This window comes from Paenibacillus sp. FSL L8-0641, assembly GCF_038006265.1.
Classification (GTDB): Bacteria; Bacillota; Bacilli; order Paenibacillales; family Paenibacillaceae; genus Paenibacillus; species Paenibacillus polymyxa_D.
On sequence record NZ_JBBOUW010000001.1, the window covers coordinates 2,651,183 to 2,668,510 of the forward strand.

Genomic DNA, 17,328 nt, shown 5'->3' on the forward strand with positions numbered 1-17,328 from the left:
TATGGATAATTTGATGAAAAGAATAGAATCTCTTTCTCCAGAAAAAAGAAAGCTATTTGAGACGATGCTAAAAGAAAAAGGAAAAGATGTTTCAAAATATACGCCAAATGCCTTTTCTGGAATACCTTCTGCCAGAGAGCAGGAATTTTACCCTATGTCATCTGCCCAGAAAAGGCTGTATATACTAAACGAGCTTGAAGGAGCAGGTACTGCATATAACATGCCAGGCGTCGTACTGCTGGAAGGAAACATTGATGCAGTACGCTTCGAACAGGCATTCAAGGAGCTAGTAAAAAGACATGAGGCTCTGCGCACATCATTTCATATGGTTGAGGGTGAACCAGTACAAAAGGTTCATGATTACGTGGATTTCAGTATTACGTACCTGGAACTGGATGAAGAAAAAGCAGCAGAAATAGTCAAAGAATTCATAACGCCCTTTGATCTTAGCCAAGTTCCATTACTGAGAGTAGGACTTGTAAAAACGAACGAAGACAGGCGTGTTATGATGTTTGACATGCACCACATAGTATCAGATGGTATATCAGTCAATATACTTATGAGTGAGTTTTTGGATTTGTACCAAGGGAAGACCCTTTTGCCACTACGGATACAGTACAAGGATTTTTCTGTATGGCAGAAGGAGATGTTTGCCGGAGACTCAATAAAGAAGCAGGAAGAATACTGGCTCCAGACATTTAAGGGTGATATACCGGTACTGGATATGCCTACTGACTATCCAAGACCGGCGGTACAAAGTTTTGAAGGAGATGCTGTAAGCTTTGAAATAAACCCTGAACTTTCAGTCAAACTAAATAAGCTTGCAACAGATAATGGAGCTACCTTATACATGGTACTGATGGCTGCATATAACGTACTCCTGTCCAGATACACTGGACAGGAAGACATCATAGTTGGAAGTCCTGTAGCCGGAAGGCCCCATGCTGACCTGCAGGGTATCATTGGTATGTTTATAAATACCTTGGCCATAAGGAACTATCCTGAGGGAGAAAAGACCTTCGTCCAATTCTTGCAGGAAGTAAGGGAAAATGCGTTTTTGGCTTTTGAAAATCAGAACTACCAGTTTGAAGAACTTGTAGAAAAACTTAATCTCATGAGGGACATGAGCAGGAATCCTCTTTTTGACACTATGTTTGCACTGCGCACTTCAAACAAGACAGAATTTGCAGCATCGGGTATAAACTTCAAACAATACAACAACTGGCTGGAAGGCAGAAAGGCAAAATTTGACCTTATGCTTGAAGTGGTAGAGGGTCAAGAAGGTATAACATTTAACCTTGAATATTGTACCAGGCTGTTTAAGAAGGAGACAATAAAAAGGTTTGGAACCCATTACTTAACCGTTCTTGAAGAGATAACGGCATGCCCTGAAAAAAGGTTGTGGGAAATTGATGTACTGTTACAGGAAGAAAAACAGCAAATCCTATATACCTTTAACGCTACAGAGGCACAGTATCCTAAAAACAAGACTATCCATCAGCTTTTTGAAGAGCAGGCAGAGAAGAACCCTGATCATGTAGCTGTGGTATTTGAGGGTAAAAAGCTTACATATAGTGAACTCAATAAAAAATCAAATGGGTTGGCCCATGTATTAAGGGCTAAAGGAGTCAAACCGGACAGTATCGTAGGTATTCTGGCAGAACGCTCACTTGAGATGATAGTAGCAATCCTAGGGGTATTAAAAGCAGGAGGGGCATATCTTCCCATAGATCCAGATTATCCTGAGGAAAAAATAAGTCATATGCTGGAAGACAGCCGGGCAGTGATCCTGTTGACCCAATCACATTTTATAGACAAATATACATCAATAGGTACAGTAATAAATTTAGAAGATGAGCAGGAATATTCAGATGAACAATATAACTTATCGGAGGTAAATAAACCTTCCGATCTAGCTTACTTAATATATACCTCAGGCTCTACAGGTAAACCCAAAGGGGCAATGATAGAGCATAGAAACATAGTAAGGCTGTTATTTAACAGTAAAATGCAGTTTGATTTTAACGAAAATGATGTATGGACTATGTTTCATTCTATGAGTTTCGATTTTTCCGTATGGGAGATGTACGGGGCGTTGTTATATGGGGGCAGATTGGTGGTAGTTCCTAAAATGACAGCACGCAGCAATGTAGAGTATCTGAGACTTCTAAGGAATGAGAAGGTGACCGTATTAAATCAGACACCTTCAGCCTTCTATAATATAGCCAATGAAGAAGTATCATATGAAGAAAAAGAACTTAAGATAAGATATGTCATATTCGGAGGGGAAGCATTAAAGCCTGCATTGTTGAAGGAATGGAGAAAGAAGTACCCGCAGACTAGACTCATCAATATGTATGGAATAACCGAGACAACAGTGCATGTCACATATAAAGAGATAGAAGAGGAAGAAATTAGATCTAATGTGAGCAGCATAGGAAGGCCTATACCAACCCTTACAACATATGTAATGGATAAGAACATGAAAGTTGTTCCCATTGGAGTAGCCGGAGAGCTTTGTGTAGGAGGAGACGGAGTTTGCAGAGGATATCTTGGAAGACCGGAGCTTACAAAGGAAAAGTTCGTTCAAAATCCGTACAAGCCGGAAGAGAGGTTATATAGATCTGGAGACCTGGTCCGGTTATTATCTGATGGAGAAATGGAATACCTGGGTAGAATAGACCACCAGGTAAAGATAAGAGGCTTTAGGATAGAGCTTGGTGAAATAGAAGCACAACTGCTAAAGCATCCTTCAATTGAGGAATCTTTGGTGATTGCAAAGGAAGACCATCAGGGCAGTAAATACCTGTGTGCATATATAGCGGGAGAAAATGAGCTGACAATATCAGAACTAAGGGAGCATCTCTTAAAAGAACTGCCCGAATACATGGTACCATCATACTTTGTGCAGCTTGAAAAAATGCCATTGACAGCTAATGGCAAGATAGACAGGAAGGCATTGCCTGAACCCGAAGGTAATATAAATACGGGAATAGAGTATGAAGCGCCTATAGGCGAATTTGAAGAGAAGCTTGCACTGATTTGGCAAGACATCCTTGGAATTAAGAAGATAGGAAGAAATGACAACTTCTTTATGTTAGGTGGACACTCTTTAAAGGCTACAAGCCTTGTAGCGAGAATTCACAAAGAGTTCAATATAGACATGCCTCTTAAGGAAATATTTAAGGCTCCAATTATAGCGGAAATAGCAAGGTATATGAAGGAAGCAAAGGAGAGTATATATCAATCCATCCAAACTGCTAAAGAGATGGAATACTACCCTATGTCATCAGCCCAAAGAAGGCTGTATATATTAAATCAGTTTGAAGGAGCAGGGACAGCATACAATATGCCAGGCAGCTTGCTGGTTGAAGGCAGTATTGATCTGGAGCTTTTTCAGAAGACCTTCCAACAGCTTATAAATAGGCATGAGACCCTTCGAACATCTTTCCATTTCATAGAGGGTGAACCCGTCCAGAAGATCAATGATCCTGTGGGTTTTAGTGTAGTGTATCTAGAATCTGACGAAGAAAAAGTGGGGGAAATCGTAAAAGAATTTATAAAGCCGTTCGATCTTGGAATTGCTCCGCTGCTAAGAGTAGGCCTTGTGAAAACGGGAAAAGACAAGCATGTCATGATGTTTGACATGCACCATATCATATCTGACGGTACGTCCATGGATATACTGGTACATGAGTTCATGGATATGTATGGAGGAAATAACCCTTCTTCCCTCCGTATACAGTACAAGGACTATTCTGTTTGGCAGAAGGAACTATTTGCTGGGGACAAAATAAAGAAGCAGGAGGAATACTGGCTCCAGGAATTTAATGGAGAAATTCCTGTGCTGAATATGCCAGTAGATTACCAAAGGCCTGCGGTTCAAAGCTTTGACGGAGGTTTTATCCGTTTTGAAGCAGGCAGTGAGCTTACGGGAAAACTTATTAAGCTTGCAAGGGATAATGGGGCTACTCTTTACATGACATTGCTTGCTTCATACAACATACTGCTGTCTAAGTATACGGGGCAGGAAGATATTATAGTGGGAAGCCCTATAGCTGGAAGACCTCATACAGATTTACAAGACATAATAGGTATGTTTGTAAATACTTTAGCCATGAGGAACTATCCCCAGGGAGAAAAGACCTTTGCTGAGTTTCTAAAGGAAGTAAGGGAAAACTCTATAAGGGCTTATGAAAATCAGGACTACCAGTTTGAAGAACTGGTGGAAAAGCTTAATGTAAAGAGGGATATGAGCAGGAATCCTCTTTTTGATACTATGTTTGTATTGCAAAATACCGGCTCATCAGAATTGAAGATAGATAGGCTTAAGTTTATACCCTATACAAATGAATTTAGAATATCCAAATTTGACTTGACATTAAATGCTCGGGAAACCCAGGAAGGTATTGCATTTGATTTGGAATATGCCACAAGGCTGTTCAAGAAAGAGACTGTAGAAAGGTTTGCAGCCCATTACCTTAATGTTCTGGAAGAGATAACGGTTTATCCTGGGAAAAGATTGTCAGAAATTGATATGCTTTCACAGGAAGAAAAGCAGAAAATACTATATGACTTTAACGATACAAAGGTCCGGTATCCTAAGGATAAGACTATACATCAACTGTTTGAAGAGCAGGTAGAAAAGACACCCAATAATATTGCTGTAGTGTTTGAAGATAAACAGCTGACTTATAAGGAAGTAAACGAAAAGGCAAACCAACTGGCCAGAAAATTAAGAGAAAAGGGAATAAAACCTGATAGTGTAGTGGGAATTATGGTAGAACGTTCCCCGGAAATGATCATAGGGATCATGGCTGTCCTAAAAGCTGGGGGGGCTTATTTACCCATAGCTCCTGAATACCCTGAAGACAGGATCCAGTTTATGCTTGATGACAGTGGCAGCCAAATTATTCTGATACAGGATAAATTTATAAATGCTAAAGGTAGTTACAGAAATGCTGAATTTATTAGCATAGAAAATCAGGAACTATTTACTGGGGATGTATCAAATCCAAAGTTAATTAGTAAACCTGAAAACTTGGCTTATGTAATATATACATCCGGTTCTACCGGCAAACCCAAAGGGGTAATGATAGAGAACTACTCCGTAATCAACCGGATCAACTGGATGCAGAAGCAATACCCGATAGCTGAAGGTGATGTGATCCTGCAGAAAACTCCCTATACCTTTGACGTATCGGTATGGGAATTATTGTGGTGGAGCTTTACTGGGGCCAAAGTCTGCCTGCTGATACCGGGAGGAGAAAAAAATCCGGAAGAAATCGTGAAGGCAATCGAAAAAAATAAAGTTACCACAATGCACTTTGTACCATCCATGTTGAGTGTATTTTTAGAGTATGTAGAGGAAAAGGGGATAATAGAGGAAATAGCAAGCTTAAAGCAGGTATTTGCCAGTGGAGAAGCACTGAACCTGAAGCAAGTAGAAAAGTTCAACAAGCTGCTGTACAAAGAAAAAGGAACAAGCCTGCATAACCTGTACGGACCAACAGAAGCAACAGTAGATGTATCCTACTTTGGCTGCTCCACGGAAGAAGAATTGGAGCTTGTACCAATAGGAAAGCCCATAGATAACATTAAGTTGTATGTTGTCAGTAAGGAAAAGGGCCTGCAGCCGATAGGAGTAGCGGGAGAACTATGCATAGCAGGGGATGGACTGGCAAGAGGGTACTTGAACAGACCGGAACTTACAGAAGAAAAATTCGCAGCAAACCCATTCGCACCGGGTGAAAGGATGTACAGGACAGGTGACCTGGCAAGGTGGCTGCCTGACGGCAACCTAGAATATCTGGGCAGGATCGACCATCAGGTAAAGATAAGAGGCTACAGGATAGAACTGGGTGAAATAGAGAACCGGTTATTAAAGCATGAAGCAATAAAAGAAGCGGTGGTATTGGACAAAGAAGGAGCTGACGGAAATAAGTATCTTTGTGGATACGTCGTACCGGATCAAGAAATAACCGTACAGGGGATGAGGGAACACTTGTCAAAAGAGCTCCCGGACTACATGATCCCTTCCTACTTTGTGCGGATGGAAAAGCTGCCATTGACCCCTAATGGAAAAATAGACAGGAAAGCATTGCCTGTGCTCGATAGCAATGTTAATACCGGCGTAGAATACGTAGTACCTTCGGGAGAAATAGAGGAGAAACTTGCGCTGTTGTGGCGGGATATCCTTGGAATAGAGAAGGTAGGAAGAAATGATAACTTTTTTATGCTTGGGGGACACTCGTTAAAGGCAACAAGCCTTGTAGCAAGAATTCACAAAGAGTTCAATATAGACATACCTCTTAAGGAAATATTCAAGACACCAACCATCTTAGAAATTGCCAGATATATTAAAGACTCAAAGGAGAGCCTATATCAGTCAATCCAACCGGCAGGAGAAATGGAATACTACCCTATGTCATCTGCACAAAGAAGGCTGTATATACTAAACCAGCTTGAAGGGGCAGGGACAGCATACAACATGCCTGGTATTATGCTGCTGGAAGGAAGCATTGATACAGCGCGTTTCCAGGAAGTCTTCAGGCAGTTGGTAAAAAGGCATGAGACTCTTAGAACATCGTTCCACATGATCGATGGTAACCCGGTCCAGAAGGTTCATGACCATGTGGAATTCAGCGTGATGTACTTTGAAACTAACGAAGAAAAAGCCGCAGAGTATGCTGGGGAATTTGCCAGACCTTTTGATCTTGGCAAGGCTCCTCTGCTAAGGGTAGAGCTTGTAAAAACGGGAGAAGACAGGCATCTTATGATGTTTGATATGCATCACATTATATCCGATGGTGTCTCCATGGACATACTGATTCGTGAGTTTATGGATCTTTATGAAGGAAACAACCCTCCAGCACTTCGGATACAGTACAAGGACTACGCTGTATGGCAGAATAAACTGTTTGATGAGGGCGGAATTAGCAGCCAGGAGGAATACTGGCTCCAAGCATTCCAGGGAGAAATACCTGTACTGAATATGCCGCTAGACTATCCAAGGCCTGTAATACAAAGCTTTGAAGGGGATTTTTTTAGCTTTGAAGCAGGCAGTGAGCTTACGAATAAATTAAACAAGCTTGCAAGGGATAATGGGGCTACGCTTTACATGACACTGCTCGCGGCATACAACATATTGCTGTCTAAGCACACCGGACAGGAAGACATAATCGTTGGAAGCCCTATAGCCGGAAGGCCACATTCAGACCTGCAGGATATCCTTGGTATGTTTGTAAATACCTTGGCTATGAGAAATTACCCCAAGGGAGATAGTACCTTTGTAGAATTCTTGAATGAAGTAAGAGAAAACGCTCTAAGGGCTTATGACAATCAGGATTACCAATTTGAAGAACTGGTTGAGAAGCTTAACTTGAAGAGGGACATGAGCAGAAACCCACTGTTTGATACTATGTTTACCATGCAAAATGCCTCTAAGGTAGAATTTGCAGTACCTGGTATAAGCTTCAGACCTTTTAATAACGGGCTAGAGTATAGAATATCAAAATTTGACCTATCCATTGATGCAATAGAGCGTGAAGATGGTATGGCTTTTAGCTTTGAATATTGTACTCGGCTTTTCAAAAAAGAGACTATAAAAAGGTTGGCGGCTCATTACCTTAACGTGTTGGAAGAGATAACCGCAAATCCGTTTAAAAGGTTGTCGGAAATAAATATGTTGTCCCAGGAGGAAAAACAGCAAATAATCTATGGCTTCAATGATACAAAAGTAGAATATCCTAAGGATAAGACCATACAAGAGCTATTTGAAGAACAAGTGGAAAAGACGCCTGATAACATAGCAGTAGTATTTGAAGATAAATACTTGACTTACGGAGAACTTAATGAAAAGGCCAATCAACTGGCTTGGATCTTAAGGGACAAGGGATTAAAACCTGACAGTGTAGTAGCTATAATGGTAGACCGATCCATAGAAATGATAATAGGTGTAATTGCTGTATTTAAAGCAGGAGGCGCGTATTTACCCATAGACACCGAATATCCTGAAGAACGAATCAGATATATGATCGATGACAGCTTGGCTGGAATTATTCTTACGCAAGAACATCATAAAGAAAAAATTAAATTTGATCTTGATATTATAAGCTTTGATGACTGTGTGAATTACAACGGGAGAACAGAAAATCTTCCTGTCATTAATAAATCTTGTAATTTAGCATATGTCATTTATACATCAGGAACCACAGGAAAGCCAAAGGGGATCATGATAGAGCATAGAAGTCTTGTCAACATATCTTACGCATGGAAAAAGGAATATAGGCTTGCGGATATGGATGTAAAGCTGTTGCAAATCGCAAGTTTTTCTTTTGATGTATTTGTGGGAGATGTTTCGAGAACGCTGCTCAACGGAGGCCAAATGGTTATTTGTTCATCCGAGGAGAGATACGATCCTGCACGATTATATTCACTTATTAAAACCCATAAAATAACCATCTTTGAATCCACACCGGCACTGATTATTCCTCTTATGGATTATATCCATGATAATGCTTTGATTATTGATAGCCTCAAGTTGCTTATACTTGGATCAGATACTCTCTCTGTGGAAGATTATGAAAGATTACAATCCTGGTATGGAGAGAAACTGCGGGTTGTTAATAGCTATGGGGTTACTGAGTCCACCATAGATTCCAGTTATTACGAAAAGAGACTGGGAAGCTATTTGGAATCCGGGAGTGTACCTATCGGAAAGCCAATGCAAAATATAAAATACTACGTTGTTGACAAACACTTGAGACCTCAGCCTACAGGGGTTTTGGGTGAGTTGTGCATAGGGGGAGAAGGGCTTGCAAGGGGATATCTAAACCGGCCCGAACTGACAGCTGAAAAATTTGTACCTAACCCGTTTATACCAGGGGAAAGGATGTATCGTACAGGGGATCTGGCCAGATGGCTGTCTGATGGGAATATGGAATTTTTAGGAAGAGTAGATCATCAGGTAAAGATAAGGGGATTTAGAATAGAGCTGGGGGAAATAGAAGCACAACTGCTAAAGCACGTTTCAATAAAGGAAGCAGTGGTTATTGCAAGGGAAGATCAGAAGGGAAACAAGTATCTGTGTGCCTATGTGGCAGGGGAAAATGAATTAACAATAGCAGAACTAAGGGGACATCTCTTAAAGGACCTTCCAGACTATATGATACCATCCTATTTTATGCAGTTAAAAAAGCTGCCGCTGACTCCCAATGGCAAAATAGATAGGAAGGCATTGCCCGAACCTGACGGCAATATCGATGCTAGAATAGAGTATGTCGCACCCTTGGGTGAAGTGGAGGAGAAACTTGCGGGGTTGTGGCAGGATATCCTTAGTATAGAGAAAGTGGGAAGAAACGACAATTTCTTTGAGCTGGGGGGACATTCCTTAAGGGCAGCAAATCTTATTGCCAGGATTCACAAAGAGTTCAATGTAAACATACCGCTTAAAGAAATATTTAAGAGCCCAAATATGTCTGAAGTTGCCGAGTGCATCAAGATTGCAAAGGAGAGTGTATTTCATTCTATTGGGCCGGCTGGGGAGATGGAGTACTATCCAATTTCATCCGCCCAGAAAAGGCTGTATATTCTAAACCAGCTTGACGCAGTTGGGATGGCATACAACATGCCTGGTATTATGCTAATTGAAGGCAAACTCGATAAACTGCGCTTTGAACAGGCTTTTAGGGAGCTTGTTGACAGACATGAGTCTTTCCGTACCTCATTCCATATGATAGATGGTAAACCGGTACAAAAGGTCCATAGCAATGTGGATTTTAGTGTTATGTATATGGAAACCGATGAGGAAAGAGCTGCGAAAATAGCCAGTGAATTTATTAGGACCTTTGACCTTGATGAGGCTCCTTTACTTAGGGTTGGGCTTATAAAAGTTGGAGAAGACAGATATATTATGATGTTTGATAAGCACCATATTATATCTGACGGGGTGTCTGACGACATACTGGTAAGAGAATTTATGAGCCTGTATGAAGGTAAGGAACTTCCGGAACTTAAGATTCAGTACAAGGATTTTTCCGTATGGCAGAACAGGCTGTTTGCTGATGGGACAATTAGTAAGCAGGAAGAATACTGGCTCCAAGTATTCAAAGGAGAAATTCCTTTGCTTAATATGCCGCTAGACTACCCTAGGCCAGCTATACAGAGTTTTGAGGGAGATGTGATCAGTTTCAAAGCAGGCAAGGAGCTTGCTGTTAAACTGAACAAACTTGCAGTGAATAATGGTGCCACGCTCTACATGGTACTTTTAGCTTCATACAATGTCCTTTTATCCAAGTACACCGGACAGGAAGATATTATAGTTGGAAGTCCCGTTGCAGGAAGGCCGCATACTGATCTTCAGGACGTTATTGGTATGTTTGTAAACACGCTAGCCATGAGGAATCACCCTCAAGGTGGAAAGACTTTTGTGGACTTCCTTAATGAAGTAAGAGAAAACTCCTTAAGGGCTTACGAAAACCAAGATTACCAATTTGAAGAACTGGTAGATAAGCTTAACCTGGAAAGGGATCTGGGCAGAAATCCACTTTTCGATACTATGTTTGTACTGCAAAATATCGAGGCATCAGAAGTGAAGATGGATGGGCTAAGGTTTATGCCCTATGACAGTGAAGTAAGAATATCCAAGTTTGACTTGACTTTAAACGCTGAGGAAACAGAGGACGGTATTGCATTTGAATTGGAGTATGCTACCAGGTTGTTTAAGAAAGAGTCAGTTATAAGGCTTATTGCCCATTACCTTAATGTATTGGAAGAGGCAGCAGCCTTTCCTGAAAAAAGGCTATTAGAAATTGATATGCTGTCACAAGACGAAAAACATCAAATATTATATGAATTTAATAATACAAAAGCAGGATACCCTCGGGAAAAGACCATCCATCAGATTTTTGAGGAACAGGTGGAATGGACACCCAATAATATTGCTGTAGTGTTTGAAGATAAACAGCTGACTTATAGGGAGCTAAACGAAAAGGCAAACCAACTGGCCAGAAAATTAAGAGAAAAGGGAATAAAACCTGATAGTGTAGTGGGAATTATGGTAGAACGTTCCCCGGAAATGATCATAGGGATCATGGCTGTCCTAAAAGCTGGGGGGGCTTATTTACCCATAGCTCCTGAATACCCTGAAGACAGGATCCAGTTTATGCTTGATGACAGTGGCAGCCAAATTATTCTGATACAGGATAAATTTATAAATGCTAAAGGTAGTTACAGAAATGCTGAATTTATTAGCATAGAAAATCAGGAACTATTTACTGGGGATGTATCAAATCCAAAGTTAATTAGTAAACCTGAAAACTTGGCTTATGTAATATATACATCCGGTTCTACCGGCAAACCCAAAGGGGTAATGATAGAGAACTACTCCGTAATCAACCGGATCAACTGGATGCAGAAGCAATACCCGATAGCTGAAGGTGATGTGATCCTGCAGAAAACTCCCTATACCTTTGACGTATCGGTATGGGAATTATTGTGGTGGAGCTTTACTGGGGCCAAAGTCTGCCTGCTGATACCGGGAGGAGAAAAAAATCCGGAAGAAATCGTGAAGGCAATCGAAAAAAATAAAGTTACCACAATGCACTTTGTACCATCCATGTTGAGTGTATTTTTAGAGTATGTAGAGGAAAAGGGGATAATAGAGGAAATAGCAAGCTTAAAGCAGGTATTTGCCAGTGGAGAAGCACTGAACCTGAAGCAAGTAGAAAAGTTCAACAAGCTGCTGTACAAAGAAAAAGGAACAAGCCTGCATAACCTGTACGGACCAACAGAAGCAACAGTAGATGTATCCTACTTTGGCTGCTCCACGGAAGAAGAATTGGAGCTTGTACCAATAGGAAAGCCCATAGATAACATTAAGTTGTATGTTGTCAGTAAGGAAAAGGGCCTGCAGCCGATAGGAGTAGCGGGAGAACTATGTATAGCAGGGGATGGACTGGCAAGAGGGTACTTGAACAGACCGGAACTTACAGAAGAAAAATTCGCAGCAAACCCATTCGCACCGGGTGAAAGGATGTACAGGACAGGTGACCTGGCAAGGTGGCTGCCTGACGGCAACCTAGAATACCTGGGCAGGATCGACCATCAGGTAAAGATAAGAGGCTACAGGATAGAACTGGGTGAAATAGAGAACCGGTTATTAAAGCATGAAACAATAAAAGAAGCAGTGGTATTGGACAAAGAAGGAGCTGACGGAAATAAGTATCTTTGTGCGTACGTCGTACCGGATCAAGAAATAACCGTACAGGGGATGAGGGAACACTTGTCAAAAGAGCTCCCGGACTACATGATCCCTTCTTACTTTATGCAGATGGAAAAGCTGCCATTGACCCCTAATGGAAAAATAGACAGGAAAGCATTGCCCGAGCCTGACGGAAGTATGAGTACGGGAACAGAATATGTAGCGCCGCGGAATGAAGTGGAAGAGAAACTGGTTGAAATATGGCAGGAAGTGCTTGGAGCAAAACAGGTAGGAATAAGGGACAACTTCTTTAAAATAGGCGGAGATTCTATACGTGCAATATCATTAGTCAGCACAATATGCAAAAAATTGGATATAAACATCCAAATCAGGGATATATACATGAATCCTGATATTGAGAGATTGTCTGCATTCTTAAAAGTAAAAGATACGGAAGCTTTTAACAGTAAGATGGGTAAAGCAAGGGAAGAACTGGAGTTATTTAAACAGCGAATATTGATGAATGAAACTCTCTCAGAAAAGTTACCTTCGGACATGGAAGATATATATCCGATGAGTCACATAGAGCTGGGTATGATTTATCATTCCAAAAAAGACTATGAAAATGCAGTTTATCATGACCAATTTGCATTTCATCTGAATGACAAAGACTTTGATTTCCCAGCATTTAAAGAAGCGATGCTTCTAATGACGTCAAAACATGATATTTTAAGGACGGTTTTTAATTTAGAGGATTTTGAAACTCCTGTGCAAATTGTTTACAAGGGCAGTAGTCTTGATATTGAGCAGATAGATATCATGAATTTTAGCAGGACAGGGCAGGTTGAGTATATAAACAAATATTTGGAAAATGACAGAGCGAATCCGTTTGATATATCAAAGCCCCTTTGGAGGATAAGAATATTCAAACTTGACGCAAACCATATTTGTCTGGTTCTGATATTCCACCATGCTATCCTGGATGGCTGGAGTGTTGCTTCATTGATTACGGAAGTTTCAAACCTATACTCTAAGCTTAAGCAAGAAAAAGATTATATACCAACACGGCTTAAATGCAGCTATAAAGATTATATAGCAGACCAAATGACAATTAAGGACAACCAGGAAGTAATTAATTATTGGAGAGAGGAATTAAGTGAATATAAAAGGTTGAATATGCCTGCAAATATTCATGGAAAAACAAAAAAATCTTATAAAGTAGACCATGTAACACGCCATTTAAGTCAGGAATTTTTAGGTGATTTAAGAAGTACTGCCAGAAGATATGATGTAAGCTTAAAGACACTTTGCTTTGCTGCATACACTTATATGCTCAATATGCTTTCATACGAGGATGACTTTGTCGTAGGTTTGGTAGAAAATAACAGACCTGTATGCGAAGATGGAGATAAGATGCTGGGGTGCTTCTTAAATACGGTTCCCGTCAAAATGTGTTTTGATAAAATCGATATATGGGAGGAATTGGTAAAAGTTGCAGAAAAGAAATTAATAAACTTAAAGCTTTATGGAAGACTGCCTTTATTTGAGATCATAAATATCCTGGGCGGAAAAGAAAACAAAGAGGAAAATCCTTTATTTGATACCATATTCAATTATGTGGATTTTCATATATATAACGAGATAATAAACAAAGAAATCGGTGATGTTAAAGATAGAATTTCAGTTGATGAATATGAAGCAACCAATACAAGTCTTGACTTTACAGTAAGTAATACATTCGATGATCTTAATATAAGCTTGATCTACTCGGACAAAGTATTGGAAAGAAAACAGGCAGAAGAGTGTATAGACTATTTTATTAATATTTTAAATATGTTTATCCATAACCCCAAAGGGTCAGTTGACAAGCTTATTATATTAAGTCATGAAGAAAGAAAGCAGTTGCTGATAGACTTTAATGATACTAAGAAAGACTATCCGCAGGACAAAACCATACATGAGCTGTTTGCTGAGCAGGTGGAAAGGACACCTGACAACATAGCTGTGGTATATGAAGACAAGCACTTGACTTACAGGGAATTGAACGGAAAGGCAAATCATTTGGCCAGAGTATTGAGGAACAAAGGGGTAAAGCCTGACCGTATTGTAGGAATTATGGCCGAACGTTCATTTGAGATGATTGTGGGGATATTTGCCATATTGAAAGCTGGAGGGGCGTATCTGCCGATAGATCCTAATTATCCTGATACAAGGATAAAGTATTTGTTGGACGATAGTGGTTCCCAGATCCTTTTGACCTCCAGGACCTTTATGGAAAATAAGCAGATTGATGCGGATATTATATATCTGGAGGAAGAATATTTAAATGAAGAGAACTCAAAGCTTGAAAATGTAAACAAACCCTCGGACCTTGCGTACGTCATTTATACATCAGGTTCGACAGGGAAGCCCAAAGGTGGAATGATTGAGCATACTAGCGTTGTAAACATAATTACAGCCCTCCAGGCCATGTATCCGCTTAAAGCGGAAGACGCTTTTCTATTTAAAACAACTTATACCTTTGACGTATCCGTAGCTGAGATATTTGGCTGGTTCCTCAACGGAGGAAAGCTTGTAATATCACGCCAAGGTGTGGAAAAGGAAGCTATGGAGTTAGTAGAGGTAATAAACAAGCATAAGATAACCCATGTAAACTTTGTACCATCAATGCTGAATATAATGGTACAAACTTTAAAAGATAATGGTATAAAACTGCCATCAACTCTCAGGTATATTTTTGCTGCTGGAGAAGCGCTGCCCAAAAAGCTTGTCCATGAGCTTTTCGATGTCTCAGAGAACACATCTCTGGAAAATATCTATGGGCCTACAGAGTCCACGATATATGCAGCGGGTTACAGTATAACAAAGAAAATAGCAGAAGAACTTATAACAGTACCTATAGGGAAAGCTTTACAGAATGTATACCTTTATATACTGGACAAGCACAACCAATTAACTCCTGTAGGAGTGGCCGGTGAACTTGTGATAGGTGGAAGCGGTCTTGCAAGGGGCTATTTGAATAGACCTGAACTGACAGCAGAAAAATTTGTACCTAACCCGTTTATTCCCGGCGAAAAAGTGTACCGCACAGGGGACTTAGTAAGGCGGCTTCCTGATGGGAACATCGAATTCATGGGCAGGATCGACCACCAGGTAAAGATAAGAGGCTTTAGAATAGAGCTTGGAGAAATTGAAGCACATCTGGTGAAGCACACTGCTATTAAGGAAGCAGTGGTTATTGCAAAGGAAGAGCAGCAAGGGAAGAAGTACCTGTGTGCATATATTGTAGGGGAAAATGAATTGACCATTTCCGAGCTAAGGGAGCATCTCTTAAACGAACTACCTGACTACATGGTACCAGCATATTTCATGCAGCTGGAACAGCTGCCATTTAATGCCAACGGTAAAATTGATCGGAAAGCATTGCCTGAACCACAGGGGAATATTAATACCGGAGTAGAGCATGTAGTTCCTAGAAACGAAAGAGAAGAAATACTGGCCAAAGTATGGGAAGACGTACTAAAAACTGAAAACATCGGGGTAAAAGATAATTTCTTCAGCCTTGGAGGAGACTCAATAAAAGCCATACAGGTAATGTCGCGTCTTAACGTCCATGGGCTAAAGCTCGAAATGCGGGACTTATTCAAACATCCTGTAATTGAGGAACTCGTCGAATATATACAATCTACAAGCCGAAGAATTCATCAAGGCCCGGTAGAAGGCATAGTACCGATAACACCTATACAAAGATGGTTGTATAAACAAGACAGCAAGGATATCCATCATTTTAATCAGGAAATAATGATATATGGGCGTAACGGATTTGAAGAAGCTATTATTCGAAAAGTATTGTCAAAGCTTGTAGAGCACCACGATATTTTTAGAACAGTGGTAAAAATAGAGGATCAAAATATACTCCAATACAACAAAAACCTTGAAGGTGAACATTTTTCATTGGAAATTGTAGACCTTAGGGACAGCTATAATTACCGGGAAAAAATAGAGCTGGAAGCGTCGAGGATTCAGAGGAGCATGGACTTGTATAACGGTCCTTTAGTTAAGGTTGGTCTGTTTAAGACTAAAGAAGGGGACCACCTGCTAATAGCTATTCACCACCTTGTAGTTGATGGGGTATCGTGGAGAATCATACTGGAAGATTTGGACATAGGATACAGACAGGCGCTAAACAATGATGAAATAAAATTCAGCAACAAGACCGACTCTTTCAAAGATTGGGCACAGAGGCTTGATGAGTATGCCAATAGCCCTGAACTATTAAAAGAAATAAATTACTGGACCAATTTGGAAAAAACTGAAACAATACCGCTTCCAAAAGACCGAGAGATTGAAGAAAGAAGGTATATGAATAACAATAGCGTCAAGATCGAGCTGAGTATTGAAGAGACTGAGAAGATGCTAAAGCGGGTAAACCATGCTTATAACACAGAAGTAAACGACATATTGCTTACCGCCTTGGGATTAGCAGTGAGGGAATGGACCGGAAATGATAAGGTTCTGATCAGTCTGGAGGGGCACGGCAGGGAGGAAATCATTAAAGACATTGACATAAGCAGGACCGTGGGATGGTTCACCACCCAGTATCCCGTGGTGTTAGATGTCAGCGGACAACTCGATATTTCCCGCATGATCAAATCGGTAAAAGAAAACATCAGGCAGATACCTAACAAAGGGATAGGTTACGGCATACTAAAATATCTTACCTTGCCGGAAAACAAAGCCGATTTAAATTTTAATCTAAACCCTGAAATAAGCTTCAATTACCTCGGTCAATTCAACCAGGATAATGTAGACAATTTATTTGGAGTGTCTGATATTCCTGCCGGAGAGTCTACAGGACCAAACTATAAAAGTGAGTATTGTATTGATATTAACGGCGGAACTGTAGAAGGCGGGAAGCTGGAATTAAACTTTAGCTACAACCAGGGCGAGTATGAGAAGAGTACTATTGAAGGGGTAGCGGTGAGTTTTAAAAAGCATTTAGTAAACATAATAACCCATTGTGCAGAAATGGACTATTCAGAAGCTACACTCAGTGATTTTACAGTAGACGATCTGAATATGGATGAGTTTGAAGACGTATTGAATAACTTCGAATAAAAAGAGTT

The 17,328-nt window shown here is 40.4% G+C and carries 1 protein-coding gene; it reads left to right on the forward strand.

Annotated features, from left to right (window positions below; all coding sequences use genetic code 11):
* Position 1 precedes the first annotated feature (1 nt).
* Positions 2 to 17,320, forward strand: coding sequence for a non-ribosomal peptide synthase/polyketide synthase (locus tag MKY16_RS11835; protein ID WP_340955420.1), 17,319 nt, complete (start codon positions 2 to 4; stop codon positions 17,318 to 17,320).
* The last annotated feature ends 8 nt before the right edge of the window (positions 17,321 to 17,328 follow it).